A 20715-nucleotide genomic window follows, 5' to 3' on the forward strand; every position below is an offset into this window, starting at 1 on the left:
CTTACACCTTGATTATTTACTTCGTAAGGACAGAGCCCAAGTTTGGGCGGTAATTGCCAAGAACACAGCTACGGCTCTGAGAATGAATTGCCAATCCGGAGAGAGCGTTAAACCGGTTGCGGCAGATGTCACAACAGCAAGAATAATCGCACCGAAGAACATCCCGATTACAGAGCCGAATCCTCCGGCAATGGCAATACCACCAAGTAGTGCGATGACTAACGCATCAAACTCCATCAGAAGACCACGATTAGAGAAACCAGACTTGAATTCTGAAGAGAGAAGAATGCCGACTATTCCCGCCACTAACGCGCTAAACAAATAGAGATAGGTAACGTGTTTGGCGTTATCAATACCAGATAGCTTAGCTGCCTCTGGGTTAGCTCCAATCCAATAAGTGATGCGCCCAAACACGGTCTTACGTTCAATAAAGATGGCGATAAAGAAAAGGATCAGCATGAATAAGACCGGGAACTGCATTGAAGTGCCAAATACTTTCAGGTTACCTAAGATGCCAAACTCAGCAGGCAGGTTCGTGTTTCTCTGTGAGCCTTCAGTGATAACCTGAGCAATACCGCGCGCGACCATCATAGTGCCGAGGGTGACTATGATTGACGGAATACGAAACTTAACGACGAAAAGCGCATTCAACCCACCTATCGCAAGCGCACCTAATAAAGCACCTGAAACGGCTAGCCAATATGGTAACCCGAGTCCACTCGAAAGGGAGCTTGCTCCTGTTGCTGCTTGAGCAAACCACACGGATAAAACCCCTGATAAGGCAACAATACCGCCGACAGAGAGATCAAAATTGCCTGAGATAAGAAGGAATGAAACCCCGATGCCTAATGAGATGACGGCCCAGTTATTGGTCACCAGGTTCATCATGTTCTGAACCTGAAAAAAGTTCGGCACGAATACAGAGGCAACCAAAAAAAAGCCCGATGGCAACGATGGCAACCAGTGATGTGATGTACATTTGATCACTCAGGCGTCGGTATTCGACAGGTGAGTTATTTGGTTTGACTGACGTGTTCATCATACTACTTCCTCTAGACCACCCGTAGCGGCGTTCAAAATAAAGTTGGTATCAACATCCGGCCCGTTGTTAATTTCCGATACCAGAGAGCCGTCATAAAGTAAGAAAATACGGTCACAGACTCCCAGTATCTCCTCTAATTCGGTGGAGAAAACCGCGACAGAGTTACCTTCGTTAGCCAAGTCTTTTACGAGGTCATAGATCTCTTTTTTCGCGCCAACATCGACACCGCGAGTCGGTTCATCCAGCAGCAGAAGCTTAGCTTGAGAGAATAAACACTTAGCAATGACGATTTTTTGCTGGTTACCGCCAGACAGTTTTTCTGTGTGCTTTTCTATTGAACTGGTCGCAATCGAGAGCTTTTCCACGTAGTCAATAGCAGCGTTGAGTTCATCTTTCTCTCTGAAAACGCCAAAATCAGACATTCTGGGCAGGTTCATTACCGGAATGTTTTCCCGGATAGTCAGGCTGGTAAATAAGCCTTGAGTTCTACGTTCTTCAGGCACTAAAGCGATACCTGCAGCGATGGCTTCGCGTGGAGACTTTCCGACGTCTTTTCCGTTGAGCCGGATAGTGCCTGATGCTTTATCGGCCCCGAAGATAGCGCGGGCAATTTCTGTTTTTCCTGCGCCAACCAGGCCATAGAAACCCACGATTTCGCCTTTCTTAATATCGAAGGAGACGTTTTTAAGTCGATGGTTAGTCAAGCGTTGAACCGACAAAAAGACCTCGTCTGTGATTGCATCGCGAGGAGAGTAATCATGCTTGATGCTGCGGCCAATCATCATGTTGATAAGCTCAGCGCGGCCATCGATCTCTGCCATTGGTTTGGTCGCGATGTGTTTACCATCGCGCATTACGGTAACGCGATCACCTAACGAAAGGATCTCATCCAGTTTATGAGAGATATAAATCACGGTAACGTTTTGATCTTGTAAGCGTCGAATTACCGTAAATAGTCGTTCGACTTCTCGCTCTGATAGCGCAGCGGTTGGCTCATCCATTATGATGACATTCGCACCGGAAGAGGCTGCTCTGGCTATTTCGACAATCTGTTTTTGCGCTACACCCAGTGTCGATACTCTGGCGTGAGGATTGATAGAAGGCTCAATAGTAGCAAGTGTTTTCATTGCTCTCTCTTCTAAATCGGAACCCACTAAAAAGCCGAACCAGCTCTTCTCCATGCCCAAGGTTAAGTTTTCAAGAACAGTCAGTTCATCGACGACGTGCAGTTCCTGAAAAAGGGTAGCGATACCCGACTCACGTGCAGACTGGGTGCCATTTGGCGTGTATACCTTGCCATTAACTTTCATCGTCCCTTGCGTCGGTTGGATAGCGCCGGTAATCATTTTCACTAGTGTTGATTTTCCCGCCCCATTTTCGCCAATCAAACAATGGACAGTACCGGACTCGATTGCAAAGCTGACGTCATTAACAGCCCTTACGCCCGGGTAATCTTTGATAAGCCCCTCAATCGAAAGGACGGGTGTTGTATTCTGACTATTCAAGATGATCTCTCCTAATCACTGAGATTTTGAATATGTTTCTTAGGAGGAGAGGTCAGCGGTGGCTTTGCTGACCTCACATAGGGTTAGTTGCTGAACTGATTTTTTAGCCATTGCTCTGCGTCAGGCTTAGGCATTGACCAGTAAGAAATCGTGTATGCGTCGTAGAAGAACTCTTGTGCTTCATCGCTTCTTGGTGCAACTTTCTTATTGATTACATCCATAACCAAATCGATGCGTCCACGAGCGGTTTCGATTGGCGGCAGACCCATTGACACTTTCAGGCTTGATTCAGGATCGTAAATCTGACCAAATTCCACTGAGTCGAAGTCCACGCTGGCAACAATCTCAGTGACTGGTTTGCCGTTTTTGAACTTACCGCGACCTAGTTGGTTCAGACCAGCCATAGTGCCAACAGTCAGGTTTGAAGCTTCTGAGTATATTAGGTTCACCTCAGGTTGCTGAGTAAGAAGGTCTACGATGATCTGTTTCGCGGCTTCTTGACCACCACTGGCATCCAGAGCGCCCAAGTTTTTTGCATTTGGCGCGACAGAAAGAACGCCTTGAGCAAATGGGTTAGTACGGCCAGAGGTAACTTCAGTGTGGTTTGGCCAGCCTAGTTGCACCATCACAATAGGTTTATTCGGGTTTGCTGCCATCCACTCTTTAGCCATCTGTGCACCCATGTCGAACGATACGGTTGCTTCATCACTTCGGGCCGTTGGGATACCAGTGTCGGTAATAGGGCTAAAGAATGAGGTCATCGCGATGTTTTCTTCCAGCGCTTCCATTACACCCGGCGTTGCCGCTTCTCCATCCCAAATATGCAGAGATGCGCCGTCAAATGCGCCCGCCGCTACCTGGTCAACGTTTTGAGTCATGACCGCTGAGTCAGCTTTGCCATCAAAAATGACCACCTCTGCACCATACTTCTCTTTTGCATAACGTTTCGCCTCTGTCGCTTGTGACTGATGGAAAACGTTTGACAAGTCTGAAACGAAAAACGCAATTCTTTCATTAGCTTGTACTGTGGCAGCGAGGCTTGAAGCGACAATAATACTCGTAGCAATAAGTCCTTTGTTAAACAGATTCTTTAAAGTCACTGACTTCATAATATTCTCCATTTTCTATTTGGCATTTACTCGTCGTCTTTGAAGCAACAGCTGCTTTTCTTCCGTTAATTAACGTTCTTATATAGCTGACAAAAGCAGTACAACACGTCCTTCTCATTGGAGTGAATTATCTTTCACAACGATGAAATATATTTCACGTGTTAAAAATTAGTGAACAAAATGTAACTGGTCAATGGTATACCGATACGATTTGTATCACTTTGGTCTTTAATTGTGATCGTGCGCACCATAATGATTAAATTGATACGTTTGGTATCATTTTTACTTGTAAAGGTGTTTTTTTGTGCTTAATTTTTACTCAGGTGAAATAAATTTCACACATCAATAACATTTAGTGTCGATTGAGATTCATGTGTTTGAGCCAATAAAAAGGGCTCGTGAAATGAAATAATTGAAGGTAGATTTATGACGATGAGCGAGCGTGACGACATATTGAGACAAACCGCCAAGATCCTGACCTTACGTTATATGGAGAATCGCAGTCAGTCGGATATTGCTAAACAGCTTGGGTTGTCTACGGCGAAAGTGAATCGCGTTATCAGGCAAGCTCACGATGATGGCTTGGTTGAGATAACACTGAAGCTGCCTCAAGAGAGAATGCACAATCTCGAACAACACCTTATCAAATTGTTCGGTTTAAAGACTGCGGTCATTCAGCCCAGCCTGAGTAAAGATGACTCGGTGATAACGCAGCAAGTCGCACTAGCCGCTGGAGAGCTTTTAATCGAAACCGTCAAACCAGACAGCATTATCTGTATTAGCGGTGGTAAAACCATGGCTCAGATTGTAGAGCAAGTTAAACCAATGAGCTTCCCCAAAGTACGTGTCGTGCCTGCGACTGGGGGTATCCAGGGGCACCACTATACAGACGTAAATTATCTAGCTTCGAAACTGGCAGAGAAACTCGGAGGAACAAGTACTCAACTACACGCTCCGTTATTTGTCGATACGGATGAACAACGCACTCTGTTAATGGAGATGCGCAGTGTTAAAGAGGTGCTTGATCTGGCGAGAAATGCGGATATCGCGCTGGTAGGTATAGGTTCAGTGGCGAATGAAAGCGACAGTTATTACGACTTGCGGACGCTTAGTGGTCATCAGACGGAAGCGTTGATGAGTACGCAATGCCAGGGGGAGATCCTTGCTCATCTTTACGACGACTACGGCAGAACGTGTGCAGATCATTTAAACCGCAAGCTAATTGGATTGAATCTAAAAGAACTTGGCAACGTTGAACACAGTATTGGCGTTGCCGCAACTCACTCAAAAGTGTCCGCGATGCTGGCAGCGCTGCGAGGTGGACTAATTAATGGCTTAGTCTCTGATGAAGACACAGTGGCAAGTGTTTTGGAACAAGCAGAATAGGGAACAATTATGCAAACAAGAGAAATTGGTAACTCAGGTATTCAGGCGTCGGTTATCGGGTTAGGAACATGGGCAATGGGTGGTTGGATGTGGGGTGGCACAGATGAAAGAGCCTCCATTGAAGCGATTCATGCGTCACTGGATAGTGGTGTTTCTCTTATTGATACCGCCCCAGCGTATGGCTTGGGTGTCTCAGAAGAGATTGTAGGTAAAGCGATAAAAGGTAAGCGAGACAAAGTGGTACTCGCAACCAAATGTGGATTAGTTTGGCATACCAATAAAGGTAATCACTTTTTCGATGAAAATGGGAAACCGGTACATCGTTACTTGGGCGCAGACGCGATTGAATACGAAGTTGAGCAGAGTTTAAAACGTCTGCAAACCGACTATATCGATTTGTACATCACGCACTGGCAAGATCCAACTACCCCGATTAGTGAAACCATGCAAGCACTGGAATCGTTAAAACAGGCCGGGAAAATCCGGGCAATAGGCATCAGTAATGCGAGCAAAGAGGAACTGGCACAGTATCAGGCTGTAGGGACGGTCGATGCGGTACAGGAAAAATACAACTTGATTGAGCGTCAATTGGAGCAAACTTTGCTGCCAGCGACGATAGCATCAAATGTATCGTGTTTGAGTTATTCATCGTTGGCGATGGGCTTGTTAAGCGGAAGAGTGAGCCCAGAGCGTATCTTCACTGGCGACGACCAGCGAATTACTGACCCTATGTTTACGGTTAAAAATCGCCAATGGGTTCAGAAGTTCTGCCAGTCTATTGCGCCGATTGCACAGCAAAAAGGCATAACGGTTGCTCAGCTAGTCATCGCCGCGACCTTACAACAGCCGGGAATTACCTATGCGCTTTGCGGAGCACGCAATAGTGAACAAGCGATTGAAAACGCTGCGGCAGGTAATGTTCAGTTATCACAAGAAGATGTCGCTTTCATTGACGCTAAGTCTCGTGAGTTTTTTGGCCAATTAGAGTTGGCATAAACCGTAAGATTAAGAAGGCGTTAACTGGCTGGCAGGGAGCAATGATGGATAATCACACGACACGGTTTGGCCACCTAAAGGATCAAAACGATTTCGAAGTCGTCGTTATTGGTGGCGGAATCAATGGTATTAGCGTCTTTCGGGAACTCGCACTCCAAGGTGTGAATGTCTTGTTGGTCGATAAGGACGATTTTTGCTCTAAAGCAAGTGCAGCGCCTTCGCGCATGATCCATGGTGGATTACGTTACTTGGAAAATGGTGAATTTGGGTTAGTAAAAGAAGCGCTTTTTGAGCGAAATCGTTTATTAAGTAATGCGCCACATCTGGTTGCTCCGCTTGAAACGACGATTCCGATTTTCTCCACGTGGTCGGGGCTTTTCGACGGCATGTTTAAGTTTCTAGGCGTCAAAGATCGTCCGTCTCAGCGTGGATCTGTGGTGATAAAACTTGGTCTTAGCCTTTACGACTGGTTTACAAAGCGTGACCAAATGATGCCAAAGCACAAAATGCACTCAGCTAATGATACGCATCAGCGCTGGCCTTTAATGGGAAAGCAAGTTAAACACAGTGCAACCTATTTTGATGCGTGGATCCGTTCTCCGGAACGTTTAGCGATGGAGCTGATTCAAGAGGGAGTAAACGCTGGTGGTGTGGCGTTGAATTACACCAAAGTCACGCATCTCGAAAATGGAGAACTGGTATTAGCTAGCCAAACAAGTGAGCAAGTAGTAAGGGTTAAAACCCAGCATATTGTGAATGCAACTGGAGCCTGGGTTGATTTCACGAACGGTTTATTAACGGCACCAAGTCAATATATGCAAGGAACTAAAGGTTCGCACATTATTGTTGAAAATGAGCAATTGTTGTCCGAGCTAGATGGCAACATGCTGTTTTATGAGAACAGTGAAGGTCGTGTCTGCATACTGTTCCCGTACTTCGGTAAGGTGCTGATTGGTTCAACTGATATTCCTGTGAGTGATCCTGAGACGGTTCGCTGTACGGACGAAGAGATCCAATACCTGTTGGAATCTCTCAGAGGAATATTGCCGGGGCTCGATATTAGCGAAGACCAAATTGTGTATCAGTTTTGCGGGGTTAGACCTTTACCTTCCGTCCATACTTCGACAACAGGTCAGATACCTCGCAGCCATTCAATTAAACGAAATCGAGTTGAGTCTACAGACATCTATTCACTGATTGGCGGTAAGTGGACGACGTTTCGCGCCTTCGGCGAAGAGGTGGCTGACGAAATACTTGTTTCTCTCGGCAAGGAAAGAATTTGCAGCACTAAGCAGAAGCCGATAGGTGGTGGTGTGAGATATCCCGTGAGCAAAGTAGACCGACAATCATATATCAATACGTTAGCTCATCAATACCACACTTATTCAAAGGCACAGATAGAAGCCTGGTTTATGCGCTACGGCACGCGATGCGAAGCATTGCTTGAGTGGCTGGTGGATTATCATGATTCGGAACTCTCGTCACTCAGCTACTACACCAAAGGCGAATTGAAGTACATCCTGAAGCATGAATATGTCGAAACCACACTGGATATTTTATTACGTCGTACCTCTATCGCGATTGAAGGCAAACTTAACAACTCTGTTTTTGAAGAGATATCGACGTTGGTTGCTCAACATTTTAACTGGAGCGATTCAGAGCAGGTAACAGACCGAACTAATACCAAGCAAGTACTATCGCGTTTCCATGGTGTGGAACTCGATATTGCGCCGGTAGCTAATCAACTAAAGCGCACCGCAACGATTACGGATAAAAACCAATCATTAAATGGAGAAGAGTATGTATTTAACCAGTAAAGTCAGGATGAACCGCCTGTTTAAACAGGGTCGATGCCTCGATGTTGCTATCGACCACGGGGTTTGCAATGAACCTATGTTTCTTGATGGGCTGGAGGATATGGCTTCGGTAGTGAATCAACTTATACAAGCTAAACCTGATGCCATTCAAATGAATGCCGGGCAAGCCGATCTTCTACAAACCGTAGACGGTAAAGATAAGCCCGCGCTGGTTATGCGAATAGATTTAGGCAATCCCTACAATGCTGAAAGACATCGTCATATGTGGTCATTGTTGCAAAACGCCGAACAACCGCTGATTCAAGCGCTGCAAATGGACGCTGCATGTGTGGTGGTCAATCTGTTTATGCTGCCGGATGAACCGGAACTGTTCAAGCAGTGTGTGGCCAATATCAGCAGAGTCAAAGCGGAGTGCGAAAAGTACGGTATGCCACTGATGATAGAGCCGTTGGTGATGCAGCCGAACACACAAGGACAGGCCTATATGGTCGATGGGGATTGTCAGAAGATCGTAACACTGGTTCGCATGGCTCGTGAGTTGGGTGCTGACATTATCAAAGCTGATCCAACCACAGACGCAGAAGATTTCCACAAAGTCGTAGAAGCGGCTCGTTGTCCGGTATTGGTACGCGGCGGCGGGCGTGAAGATATTGAATCCGTTTTCAATAAAGCTCGAGCACTGTTAGATCAGGGAGCTCTAGGCATGGTTTACGGTCGTAATATTTATCAGCACCCGAATCCAAGTCGTGTGGTCGATGCGTTAATGGCGATGATTCATAACGGCGCGTCTACGTCTGACGCGATGAATATCTACTTTGGTGAAAGTTAAAAACTGGGAGGGAGTATGACGTCATACGCACTTGGAATTGACTGCGGCAATACGGCAATAAAAGCAGCCTTGTTTGATAGTCATGGAGCTGAGATTGATACCGTTGCGATTAATTTCCCGACGCATATTCCTAAACCTGAACATACCGAAGCAGACATGAATGAATGTTGGCAGTTATGCGCAGATGTAATCAAACGTCTCATCGAAAAAACCAACATTGATAACTTGAGCATCAAAGCTATTGGTGTCAGTGGACATGGTAATGGCTTGTATCTTCTTGATGAAAAGCTTTCTCCTTTGTTGGCTATCAAGTCACTTGATAATCGCGCGGCTTGTGAAGTACAAGCTCTAGAATCATCAGTCGGGTATGTGGATCTCAAGCGCAGAAATCGACAAGGTGTTTGGTCATCTCAAAGTGCGGTTTTGCTGATGTGGCTCAAACAGAATAACCCTCAAACCTATGAAAGAATTGGTCAGGTTCTGTTTTGCAAGGACTACATTAACTTTCAGCTAACTGGGGAGTGTGTGACCGAGTGGAGTGATCTTACGGCTTCTGGACTATTTGATTTTGAACAGGACAAGGTATCAGAAGCGCTGCTTCGCCACTATGACTTAACTGATATTCAAAACAAGCTGCCAATGATCGTTGAAGGCAACCAGATTATTGGCGGAATAACTGATGCAGTATCAAGATTGACCGGACTAGCTACAGGGACGCCTGTTATCGCAGGCTTGTTTGATGTTGTTGCGGGTGCGTATGGTTCTGAAGCGACGAATCTTGGCGACGTATCTGTTGTGGCCGGAACATGGAACATCAACCAAGTGGTAACGGATTCACTCCCGCCAGAGCAAGTGTTTATGGCGTGTAAACTCACGAGGCAGAGTTATCTGGCGATTGAATCCAGTACTTGCTCGGCTTCTAACCTGGAATGGCTAGTGCAACGCTTTTTTGCTGCCGAAAGAGAGCAGGAGGTTAAGCAGGGTAGCAATATATTTGAGCGCTTGAATCGGAAGCTAGAAGACGTAGAGCTGCAAGATGCTTTGCCTGTTTTCCTTCCCTATCTTTATGGTTCTACTGAGCGAACGTCCACGGCAGCAAACCTCTTTGGCCTTAAAGGTTGGCATGAGGACATTCATATCGTTTATGCCTTCTACGAAGGAATTGTGTTCGCCCATTTGGAGCACGTTCAACGCTTGCGCGAGTCTGGCTACAAGGTCGAAACCATCTCTATCAGTGGCGGCGCTTCGAGAAGTGACTACTGGTGTCAGCTGTTTGCAGATGTGCTTGATGTAAAGGTTATTGCGATGAACTGTAAAGAAGTTGGCGCAAGAGGAGTGGCGATGCTGGCATTGGAAGCGGCAAAAAATGGCACTAAACCTGAAGAAAACCAATATGTTAGTCAAAGAGCTTTCACTCCTATAGACGATCGCAGAGCCTATTATAAACGACGTTTTCAGAAATATTGTGCATTAAGGGATGTTCTAAATACGATTTAGTCAGTTTGTTTAAGTTTTCTGGCCACTTGATAGCTGTGGTTGGATGACTGCGCGAAAAATTCATTAATTCATATATTGATACTAATCGTATCGATATAAATTTGAGGTGATTTATGAGTCAATCTATTGTTTTACCGAAGTTTTTAGAAGTTGGGGAAGGCGCTCTCAATCGCGCTGGGGATATTGCCATTCAACTCGGATGCAAGCGAGTGATGATAGTGTCAGATAGAGTGATGGCGTCGCTCGGGCAAGTTGACCATATTAGGGAGATCATCAGTCAAGCGGGTTTAGAAGCGGATGTGTTTACTGACACAATGCCAGAGCCGACGGAAACGTCGATCCTTCCCGCCGTCACACAAGCAATAGATGGACACTACGATGGCATTGTTGCGCTTGGGGGCGGTAGCGTGATCGATAGTGCGAAAGCCATTGCGTTATTGGCACAATACCGCGGTCGTATCCGTGATTACTCCGTTCCTAACATCGTAACGTCACCAATTATGCCGCTCATTGCTATTCCAACCACGGCGGGAACCGGATCTGAAGTGACGCGAATGACCATCATCACTGACGAATCTAATGATGAAAAGCTGTTATGCATGGGGCCTGGATTGATCCCGTCGGCTGCGATTATTGATTTTTCCTTAACGATGACCGCACCGGCTCGAATCACGGCTGATACCGGTATTGATGCACTGACGCATGCCATTGAAGCCTATGTAAGCGGCAAATCGGGATTATTCACGGATCAGCAAGCAATACTGGCAATGAAACTCATCGCTCCAAATCTTCGCGAAGCGGTAAACAACCCCGAAAATAAACTGGCTAAAGAGCAGATGATGCTTGGCGCAACGTTAGCAGGGATGGCGTTTTCTAATGCATCCGTGGCTTTGGTTCATGGGATGAGTCGCCCAATTGGTGCTCATTTCCATGTCCCACACGGGATGAGCAATGCGATGCTTTTACCGACGGTAACCGAATATTCCATTCCTGCTGCGAAAGAAAGATATGCAGACTGCGCTCGTGCGATGGGCGTTGCAGACATGTCCATGAGTGATGATGGTGCGGTGGCTCTACTGCTTGAGGAGCTGAAGCAAATCAATAAAGACCTGTCAGTCCCTTCAATGAGTGAATTTGGGATTGATAAACAAGCTTTCTGGTCGAGTTTGGAAGTTATGTCAGAGCAAGCGCTGGCTTCCGGATCGCCTAACAATAACCCCCGAGTACCGGATAAGGAAACCATGATTGAGCTTTATAAAGCCGCTTGGTAGCGATAAATCACAACTTAGCTAAAACAAAATTCAGCCCTGAATATAATCCAAGGAAGAAAGTATGATCAGCAATTTTATCAATAATGATTACGTAGAAAGCAAATCTGAAAAACAACAAGCAGTTTATGACCCAGCGACAGGAGAGATCCAAAACCACGTTATTCTTTCCACACGATCGGAAGTCGAGAGGGCAATTGAATGTGCTCAGACCGCATTTCCAGCTTGGGCTGCAACAACACCTCTGAGTCGCTCGCGCGTTCTATTTAAATTCAAATCGCTACTGGAAGATAATCGCAATGAACTCGCCGAACTCATCAGTCGCGAGCATGGCAAGGTGTTTAGTGATGCGTTAGGAGAAATAACGCGAGGGCTAGAAGTTGTCGAATTCGCCTGCGGTATTCCGCATTTGCAGAAAGGCGAGCACAGCTTAAATGTTGGATCTGGCGTGGATTCTCACTCACAAATGATGCCATTGGGTGTGGTCGCGGGAATTTCTCCATTCAATTTCCCCGTCATGGTACCAATGTGGATGTTCCCAATTGCTATTGCGACGGGTAATACGTTCATTCTCAAACCATCAGAAAAGAACCCATCCGCTTCTCTGTTTGTCGCCGATTTACTCAAACAAGCCGGGCTACCAGACGGTGTATTTAATATTGTTCAGGGGGACAAAGAAGCGGTAGATGCCTTGCTACAGCACAATAGAATTCAAGCGGTGAGTTTTGTCGGTTCCACCCCCATCGCAGAATACATTTATTCAGAAGGCGCTAAATATGGTAAGCGTGTTCAGGCGCTTGGTGGCGCTAAAAATCACATGGTTGTCATGCCAGACGCTGATCTTGATGGTGCGGTCAATGCGCTGATGGGCGCTGCCTATGGTGCTGCAGGAGAACGTTGTATGGCGATCTCTGTTGCCGTTGCTGTCGGTGATGATACGGCGGATGCACTTTCGCGTCAGCTTCAGGATAAGTTAGCCACACTAAAAGTTGGTCAGGGGTACGGTCAATCGATTGAGAATGACATGGGACCGTTGATTACGAAAGAGCATAAGCAAAAGGTGTGTGGCTACATTGAGAAAGGTGTGGAGCAAGGCGCTGTTCTTGTCGTAGACGGCAGAGAGTTAGAACTGGCCAAGTCGAGCAATGGCTATTTTGTCGGTGCGACTCTGTTCGACCACGTTACAACCGACATGAGCATCTATAAAGAGGAAATCTTTGGCCCTGTGCTTTGTATTGTCAGGGTGGATAGCTACCAGCAAGCTCTTAATATCATCAATGAGCACGAATACGGTAACGGTACCGCTATTTTTACTGCCGATGGCGATACCGCACGTGATTTCACAACCAATGTACAAATCGGCATGGTCGGGGTTAATGTTCCTATTCCTGTACCAATGGCATTCCACAGCTTTGGTGGCTGGAAACGTTCACTGTTCGGACCGCTTCACATGCATGGTCCAGACGGTGTACGTTTCTTCACTAGAATGAAAACCATCACAACGCGGTGGCCTGAATCCAACGTTAAAGTGGATAATAGAGAAAGCACACAATCACAAGCCGAATTCGTCATGCCAACAATGAAATAACGCATTGACGTGAGGAGGTAAGTGGTAGGTTTGCTTTTGATGTTTGTTCATTTAGCGTAGGGACTAATTGGATACGCGATCCTGTCCTCTTCATGTTTTTTAATGGTTCACTTCTCTCCGAGGAATGAGCTTTTCATTACCACAAAAAACAAGGAGAAGGCGATGATAGCCACCAGCCTAACACAGTCCTTAGAGACTTGGCGTCGCCCTGTTGTTAATAGTATTCTAGCGGGAATGTATGGAGTCTCGCTGAGTACTACTGCGTATGCTGCGCAAGGCCCTGGTCTGGGTAACCTGAGTTATAGTTCGAGCGAAGCGTTTACTCATGTATCCAGCCCCCTCATTGATGATTCAACCAATTTCTTACCTCCTGATTACCCTAGCACGAAACATTACGGCGTAAATGTAATGACCATGCTAAATGGTTATATGGTTGGTGTTTTTGCGCCTGATAGTGGGGGAGGCCCCGGCGGATGGATTGCTGTCGATGTATCTAACCCTACAGCGATGCAACTTGTTAAAACAGTTTATGAGCCAGATCTGTCAAATACCAATCGGACAGGTGATGGCTTGAGAACGTCTGAGTTTAGAGAACCTCATTCGTTTGGTCTTGGCGAGAATAATACCATTGCAATCCAAACAGGTAAGGGCATTGAAATCTGGGATTGGTCCGATGTTAACAATCCAGTTCGTTTGTCTAAGCTCGCTATTTCCGGTGTTAATTTCGGTGACTATAACAATGTCTCCTGGCAACTCTTTTGGCAAGCTCCGTACTTGTATGTTGCAAGAGGCAATGCAGGTTTATCCATTGTCGACACCAGTGATATGAGTAACCCTACTTTGGTTAAAACAGTTCCGAACTCAGCACTTGGCGGATTTAACGTAGGACCGATATTTGCGCTCGGAAATCGAATGTTTATCTCCAGTATGGAAGGTACGGCAGGTTTTTCGCTCCTCAATATTGATGACCCTACCAACCCGACTCTCGTGAAAACAGTGAATAGCCTACCGGAGAAATACTACGCGTCATGTTGGGACGGTAAATATGCCTATTTTGGCGCGCGAAGTACTACTGATTCGCTGCGGATATACGATACAACGACCACGCCAATGATGCTGGTTAATGAGTCATTAACTGGCTTTGAGAACCTATATTGTAACGTGCAAGACAATAAACTCTTTCTTGGAAATCAAGACGATATTGCAGTGCTAGATATAAGCGATATTAACAATATTCAAGAGATAGGCAGAAGCTCTCTTAACGCGACCAGTACCAATACCGATCATGGTCAGGTTTTCCCATTCGGCAACTTGGTCTGGGTGGGTAATGACCACGGGTCAGGCAGTGGTCTTATTGCGCACCAAAGTAGTCCGGATATGGTACCACCTTACATTTCTGCAACTGACCCTGCGATAGAATCTACGTTACAGCCGCTGACAACACGTGTTGGTATTGCACTTTCTGACAGTGTGTTGATGGAGTCTGTGAACAGCACTACGTTTACGGTTACTAAATTGGGAAGCAGTACGCCACTTCAAGGGGAGTACAGTGTGAACCTAGGATTTATCCATTTCACACCTGCTCAAGATCTTGAAGCAGACAGTATTTATCAAGTGGTATTAGAGGGAATAGAAGACTTCTCAGGCAACCCAATGGCTCGAACGGAGTATCGATTTGCCACTGGTTCTCAAGCTGGGCATGACATCAGTGTCACCGCAAGTGATAAAGTGACATTGGGCAGCAGTATTAACGTTAGTGCCACTAGCTCTCCAATGTTAGGCGGTACTATGGAGTACTCTTGGAACTTCGGTGATGGCACTGCTTCAACGGCTTTTTCATCCAATAGCAGTGCAAGTCACATCTACAGCGCCCCCAACAATTGGTCCGCGGTCGTCACAGTACGTGAAACAACAATTGATGGTGTGTTTGAAAGCAGTAAGTCGATGCCAATAACGGTATATAGACAACCTACGGCCGTTGCTCCGACAGCATCTTCAACAATTATTGAATCCGGCGGTCAAGTCATAGTAGTTAATGAAGACAACGATTCAGTCAGTGCCATCAGTAATAGCGCGCCATACAACAAACTTTGGGAAACCGCAGTAGGTGATCAGCCCAGAACCTTGGCCGCAGCTCCTGATGGAAATGTGTGGGTTGTGAATCAGGCTGACTCTACCATTTCTATTCTCTCCAGCGTAGGACAATTGGTCGAGACAATTTATCTTCCAAGAGCTTCGCAACCCTATGGAATCGCGTTTTCTCCTGATGGAAATGACGTGTTCGTTTCATTGCAGGCGAGTGGTCAGCTGGTGAAAATTGATCCTGGCTCGCGAAATATTGTGGCGACAACCGATGTCGGGTATAGCGCTCGTGGCCTAGCGATAGACAGTTCTTCATCGCAAGTACTGGTGACCCGATTTATTTCTCCTCAATCCTATGCTGAAGTCGTCGCAGTTGATGCCGGTAGTATGTCCATCGACACCAACTATCAAATTGCAAAGGATACGATAACTATTGATGGGCCAGACCGCAGTCGCGGAGTGGCGAACTACTTAAGTTCAGTTGTCATTTCCCCCGATGGATACAGCGCTTGGGTCCCATCAAACAAGGCCAACGTGGATCGCGGTTCTTACTTAGAGGGTGATGACGCACTAAAGCTAACCTTCGAAACCACAATCCGGGCGGTAGTTAATCGGTTAGATTTGACTGCTCAAGCAGTTCAGTCAAACGCTTTAGACATTGACAACCGTGCACAACCTAAAGCGGTCGTGTTTAGTGATATTGGCGACTTAGCATTCATTGCCTTAGAAGGACAAAACAGCATCGAGATTCGAAGTACCTACACTTCAAATCGAGCAGGAGAAATTTTTGATACTGGTTTAGCACCTCGCGGATTAGTGTTGTCGGGCAATACGCTCTTTGTACACAATTTTATGTCCCGAACGATTTCTGTTCATGATGTCGATGAGTTCTTACAAAGCAGGGGCAATATTTCTACGGTGGCGCAAATTGGAGTTGTCGCGAATGAAGTACTTCACCCGAGGGTGTTGAAAGGAAAGCAGATATTCTACAACGCAGCTGACGCCAGAATGACTCAAGACGGTTATATATCGTGTGCTAGCTGTCATGCGGACGGAGACAGCGACCACCGAGTCTGGGACTTTAGTGACCGAGGTGAAGGGTTAAGAAATACGATTTCATTATTGGGCAAAACAGGAACCGGAAACGGCCGAGTTCACTGGACGGCAAACTTCGATGAAATTCAGGATTTCGAAAACGATATTCGTTATGCATTTGGTGGTCGAGGCTTTATGGTTGATGCTCTGTTCAATCTAACTGAGAATCCGTTAGGCACGGCTAAATCTGGAAAAAGTGAAGACCTGGATAACCTTTCATTCTATGTAAGTAGTCTGAACAAGTTTCCACAAAGTCCAAATCGAGACAACACGGGGTCTCTAACTGCGGAAGCTCAAACGGGTCAGGCTCTGTTTGCTGCCAAAGGATGTGATTCATGTCATTCGGGAGTTTATTACACTGACATGCAGCGACATGATGTCGGAACGATGGATGCATCTTCTGGCCTTGGTAGCGGAACGTCTTTATCTGGTATAGGGTTCGATACACCAAGTCTAATTGGTCTTTGGGCAAGTGCGCCGTACTTGCATAATGGCCAAGCGGCTACGTTAGATGACGTGTTGCAAACTGGCTCGCAGCATACGGTGTCTAGTAGTAGCGAAAGAGCTGCATTGGTGGCCTATCTTGAGCAAATTGAGTATGAAGGACCTGCAATTGTGGTAGCCGATCCACCACAAGCAACGAGCTACACTTACCTTAGTGACTTGAGCGAAACCTATTCTACCAATGGTTGGGGGCCTATTGAGAAAGATACCAGTGTTGGTGAAAGCGCTGCCGGAGATGGAGTTACTATCTCTATTGGCGGGAGTGAGTTTAGCAAGGGGCTCGGTGTTCATGCTTATTCCGAAGTGATTTATGACTTAACTGGTGGAAACTATGACCAATTTACCGCGTTCATCGGTGTCGATGATGAGAGCGGTAGCGCAGGCTCTGTGGTGTTTGAGGTCTGGCTAGATGGTGTGATGGCTTATCAGAGCGGTACGTTAGTAGGAAATGATGTGGCGGAGTATGTCTCGGTCAATATTAGTGACACTGTACAAGAGCTCAAACTAGTCGTCACTGATGGCGGTGATGGCGTTGGTAATGACCATGGTTCTTGGGGTGATGCAAAACTTCGCACGCCAAGCCAGGGAGGTTCTTCTGCGGTTCCTGGGCTGTTCTACGGAACCCTTTCAGGAGATATTAACGTGACGGATCCAAACCCTAAAACATTGATCACGACGAGCTTGAACGAAACGGAAGATTCGATAGCGGGCAATACTACGGAAGTTTATACAGGCTATATCTATGACGCTGATGGGCAGATTTCGTTCAGTGAGAACAATGACGATAAGACTCGCCTTTGGATTGATGGTCAGCTTGTATTAAGTAGTGATTTATGGAGTGACCGTGTGTCTACAGCTAATCTCAACTTGTCACCAGGATGGCATCAGTTCGAACTCAGATTAAGTAACGGTAACGGTGGTAGTGGTGCACATACCGGATTTGCGTTTGCTTATGATCCAAATGGTGGCACGAACTGGGTTCATCCATCAGACAATGGAACAGGAAACTTGTTTATGACTGAAGATCCGGGAAGTAACTAAGTCAAAGTTCGTTGTTTCGTTCGGAGTTAGAAGTAAGAGGGACACTATAGACTCCCCCTACTTAAAGGGCTTACTACAAAGTAAGCCCTTGTCTTTATGTGTATTTCAACTCGTGCAGTTGCGCTTACCGGTTAAAAGCAATAGGCTACGTTTAGCCGTATTAAACTTTTCAGGAAGCAAGACGTTCTATGTCCACCACTCAATCGCCAAGTTCAAGTAAAGGTTCGACTCTTGATCGTGTACTGCAAGTATTGCTGATTGTCGCCAAAAGCCGCGGGCAAATGAATCGAGAGTCAATCGCAGAACAACTTTCAATGCCGATTGCTTCCGCTAACAAGTTAATCACTCAACTGGTCTCGCTTGGTTATTTGCAAGAAAACATAGTTCTCCACGTCATAGCAGGTCCAAAACTTAAGTCACTGGCACACGATATCCTCAAGAACCAACGTTTCTCTGATATGCGTACTTCAGTTTTGCGCGCGCTTTCCGATAAGATAGGAGAAACTTGTGGCATCTCGGTTCCGAATGGGATTGAGATGATTTACTTTGAACGAGTGAACTGTAACTGGCCGTTACAAATCAACCTGGCAGAAGGCAGTAGTGCACCTATCGCTGCAAGCGCATCCGGAAAACTCTACCTTTCGACACTTGATGAGAACATCAGAGAAAATGTAATCCAGCATATGGGGCTTACGGAATACACTCCGCAGACTATTACGCATGAAAGGTTATTTCTGGAAGAGTTACGCAGGATACAAGATCAAGGATTCGGTGAAGACAATGAAGAGTTTATTGACGGAATGGTGGCAATATCAGTCCCGATTCGCTCAAACGGGGTAGATTTTGGATATCTGTTTTGTCACGCACCAAGCTTTAGAACTTCACTTGAAAAGTTAAAAACCTATATTCCGGACATGCAATCTGCAGCCGAAGAGATATTGAACTTTACCATTGAAGAATTAGGCTTAAGCTAATTCAAATCGCTATGTTTATTATTTAATGTTTTGGAAACTGCGCCAACATATCTCTGTAAACCATCTCTAGATTTACCTGCGCTGAACGTAGGATAGGGAGATAGTTTTCTAAGTCTGAGACGCTTTTGCGGCTTTTAGGACAATGACAAAACAGAGCAGCTAAAAAGTTTCCTTCCTGATCATAGAGTGGGAGTGCGATAGCTGCCATTCCATCAATGAACTCCTCGTCGTCAATGCTGTAGCCTCGTTTTTTAATTAGGCTGAGTTCTTTCTTAAGCGTTTGTAAATCGGTAATGGTATTTTTGGCGTGTTGGATCAGTTCCATTTTGCTTAATACGCGGCGCAATTGTGTTGTAGAAAGGGTACTTAAAAACAGTTTTCCACTCGCCGACGCCCATAGTGGAATAGGAAAACCGACAGGAATAACAATTTGTAGCGGCCAGTTTGTTTGGATTCGATCGTAGTAAACCATGTGATCACTTGGCGTATCGTTAGCTAACGCAAGTCCACAAGTTTCTTTTAGCTTCCTTGATAAGCCATGCAGGATTGCCTGGCGCTGGAGTTTATGTTGATTGGTCCAGTTTACATCTAAAGCGATAGAAACCAGCTGAGCACCAGGGTAGAAATGGCCACGCTCATCTGTCTGGACATATTCTGCCTCTTCTAGCTGTTGGAGTAGACGATGGCAGGTAGGTTTAGGGATGCCTGATTCGAAAATAATGTCGGAAGCCGAAACTGGGCTTTTAGATTGGCCTACTCTTTGGATTACATCAATGAGACGATCTACTGAGTTTATTTTTTCCGACACCTTGAACCTCATTGATAACAGCGCGTAACTAATTGGTTAGTTGTAAACCATAAGACGTTATATTCCCAAACTATTTCGCGACTTTCAATAAGCTCTGTGATTCATTGGCGTGACTGAGTATTGGAATACTAGAGCTATCAACCAGTGATTCTGCTCGGCCTTGTGTAGGAGCGTCTAAAATGAATAGATTTCCAGATTGAGGGAACCGTTCTTTTTCCTCAGAGGTTAACTCGTAGTCTGCAGTAGCGACAAAAAGAGTCGTAAAATTTTCACCGCCAAAAGTGCAGCGAGTGGCATGTTTTACTGGCAACTCTATTTGACCGAGTTTAGCCGGTTTTCCGATACTCTTTTTGTTGGGAGCGTAGAATGAAACCATGCCGCAATCCCAATGACACACAAGTAGGTTACCTGAGTTATCCACCGTTAGCCCGTCAGGATAACCTTGCTGTGGTGTAAACTCTACAAAGACCGATTTATCGATTATTATCGTCATCGAATCATCGAGTTGATACTCAATAACTTTTCTTTGAAACATGTTTGAGCAGTATGCGCGCTTTAACTCTGGATTGAACGCTATTCCATTAGCCACACTAAAATTGTCGTCCATTTCAATGGCAAGACCGTTATCGAACTGGAATAGCTTTCCGTCCGGAGCCTCAAGATCTTCACCATTCATTGAACCAAACCACAGCTTTCCATTCGGAGCGGTAACTGCATCGTTCAGATGAAGGTTGGAAGCCTTGGAGCATGGGTCGATGATGGGCACGTATTTATCAAAAAATGAAGAACAGTAGAAAAGCCCTTGTTTGCTTGCGCAGAGCCAACCGTTGTTATCACATCGAGCGATAGCGGTGATATCAAATGGCACGTTGAAGGTTTCTGTAGTGCGCCAACGCATGTTCAATTTGTAAATGGATTTACCCGCGGCGTCTATCCAAACCAGTTCTCTGCTCTCTGGTAACCAAATTGGAGACTCACCAATCTTGCATACGATACTTTCCAAGGAATACATAATTCAGCCTAAAGTGATATTATTTGTATCAATATGGTTTAATATTGGCATTTATGCAAATTATCTCATAGCGTTATTGGTGGTCTTAGGGATCTAAAAGTGCTCAAACTAGACGTTTGTGCCTTTTATTGACTAAATCATTGTTTAGGGTAGTTTTCTATA

At 45.7% G+C, this 20715-nt stretch carries 15 protein-coding genes; 9 read left to right on the forward strand and 6 right to left on the reverse strand.

Annotated features, from left to right (window positions below):
- Positions 1 to 12: 12 nt before the first annotated feature.
- The 4 genes from KHN79_RS06300 to KHN79_RS06310 all read right to left on the reverse strand — a co-directional run bounded on the left by KHN79_RS06300 (position 13) and on the right by KHN79_RS06310 (position 3656).
- Positions 13 to 888 (reverse strand): ABC transporter permease, encoded by an 876-nt coding sequence (locus tag KHN79_RS06300; RefSeq protein WP_244812616.1) that lies wholly within the window; start codon positions 886 to 888, stop codon positions 13 to 15.
- Positions 866 to 1042 carry a hypothetical protein gene (locus tag KHN79_RS21585; RefSeq protein WP_244812617.1) on the reverse strand — a complete coding sequence of 59 codons (177 nt, stop codon included), beginning with the start codon at positions 1040 to 1042 and terminating at the stop codon, positions 866 to 868. Before KHN79_RS21585 ends, KHN79_RS06300 begins: the two co-directional genes overlap by 23 nt.
- The gene (locus tag KHN79_RS06305; protein ID WP_182007961.1) at positions 1039 to 2547 is read right to left on the reverse strand and encodes a sugar ABC transporter ATP-binding protein; all 1509 of its coding nucleotides are present in this window, start codon (positions 2545 to 2547) and stop codon (positions 1039 to 1041) included. The genes KHN79_RS21585 and KHN79_RS06305 overlap by 4 nt, the downstream gene beginning before the upstream one ends.
- An 83-nt stretch (positions 2548 to 2630) precedes the next feature.
- Positions 2631 to 3656 (reverse strand): substrate-binding domain-containing protein, encoded by a 1026-nt coding sequence (locus KHN79_RS06310; RefSeq protein ID WP_182007960.1) that lies wholly within the window; start codon positions 3654 to 3656, stop codon positions 2631 to 2633.
- A gap of 426 nt (positions 3657 to 4082) precedes the next feature.
- Here KHN79_RS06310 and KHN79_RS06315 point away from each other — a divergent pair, with 426 nt between their 5' ends.
- From KHN79_RS06315 to KHN79_RS06355, 9 genes are all read left to right on the forward strand, one after another.
- Positions 4083 to 5042: a sugar-binding transcriptional regulator gene (locus KHN79_RS06315; protein ID WP_182007959.1), complete on the forward strand. Its 960-nt coding sequence runs from the start codon at positions 4083 to 4085 to the stop codon at positions 5040 to 5042.
- Positions 5043 to 5051: 9 nt separating this feature from the next.
- The gene (locus tag KHN79_RS06320) at positions 5052 to 6038 is read left to right on the forward strand and encodes an aldo/keto reductase (RefSeq protein ID WP_182007958.1); all 987 of its coding nucleotides are present in this window, start codon (positions 5052 to 5054) and stop codon (positions 6036 to 6038) included.
- 41 nt (positions 6039 to 6079) lie between these two features.
- Positions 6080 to 7855, forward strand: coding sequence for a glycerol-3-phosphate dehydrogenase/oxidase (locus tag KHN79_RS06325; RefSeq protein ID WP_244812619.1), 1776 nt, complete (start codon positions 6080 to 6082; stop codon positions 7853 to 7855).
- A complete protein-coding gene (locus tag KHN79_RS06330; RefSeq protein WP_182007956.1) occupies positions 7839 to 8684 on the forward strand; it encodes an aldolase in 846 nt (281 codons plus the stop codon). The genes KHN79_RS06325 and KHN79_RS06330 overlap by 17 nt, the downstream gene beginning before the upstream one ends.
- 15 nt (positions 8685 to 8699) lie before the next feature.
- Entirely contained in the window at positions 8700 to 10181 is a 1482-nt protein-coding gene (locus KHN79_RS06335) for an FGGY-family carbohydrate kinase (protein WP_182007955.1), read from the forward strand.
- Positions 10182 to 10294: 113 nt separating this feature from the next.
- Positions 10295 to 11452 carry an iron-containing alcohol dehydrogenase gene (locus tag KHN79_RS06340; RefSeq protein WP_182007954.1) on the forward strand — a complete coding sequence of 386 codons (1158 nt, stop codon included), beginning with the start codon at positions 10295 to 10297 and terminating at the stop codon, positions 11450 to 11452.
- Between the two features lie 61 nt (positions 11453 to 11513).
- A complete protein-coding gene (locus KHN79_RS06345) occupies positions 11514 to 13037 on the forward strand; it encodes a CoA-acylating methylmalonate-semialdehyde dehydrogenase (protein WP_182007953.1) in 1524 nt (507 codons plus the stop codon).
- 162 nt (positions 13038 to 13199) lie between these two features.
- On the forward strand, positions 13200 to 17759 hold the full coding sequence (locus KHN79_RS06350) for an NPCBM/NEW2 domain-containing protein (RefSeq protein WP_244812621.1): 4560 nt from the start codon (positions 13200 to 13202) through the stop codon (positions 17757 to 17759).
- Positions 17760 to 17947: 188 nt separating this feature from the next.
- Positions 17948 to 18733, forward strand: coding sequence for an IclR family transcriptional regulator (locus KHN79_RS06355; RefSeq protein ID WP_182007952.1), 786 nt, complete (start codon positions 17948 to 17950; stop codon positions 18731 to 18733).
- Positions 18734 to 18755: 22 nt separating this feature from the next.
- Here the strand turns inward: KHN79_RS06355 and KHN79_RS06360 are convergent, their stop codons facing one another.
- Positions 18756 to 19541 carry an IclR family transcriptional regulator gene (locus tag KHN79_RS06360; RefSeq protein ID WP_182007951.1) on the reverse strand — a complete coding sequence of 262 codons (786 nt, stop codon included), beginning with the start codon at positions 19539 to 19541 and terminating at the stop codon, positions 18756 to 18758.
- Positions 19542 to 19611: 70 nt separating this feature from the next.
- A complete protein-coding gene (locus KHN79_RS06365) occupies positions 19612 to 20553 on the reverse strand; it encodes an SMP-30/gluconolactonase/LRE family protein (protein ID WP_182007950.1) in 942 nt (313 codons plus the stop codon).
- Positions 20554 to 20715: the final 162 nt, after the last annotated feature.

The sequence above is a fragment of the Vibrio sp. B1FLJ16 genome (assembly GCF_905175385.1).
GTDB lineage: Bacteria > Pseudomonadota > Gammaproteobacteria > Enterobacterales > Vibrionaceae > Vibrio.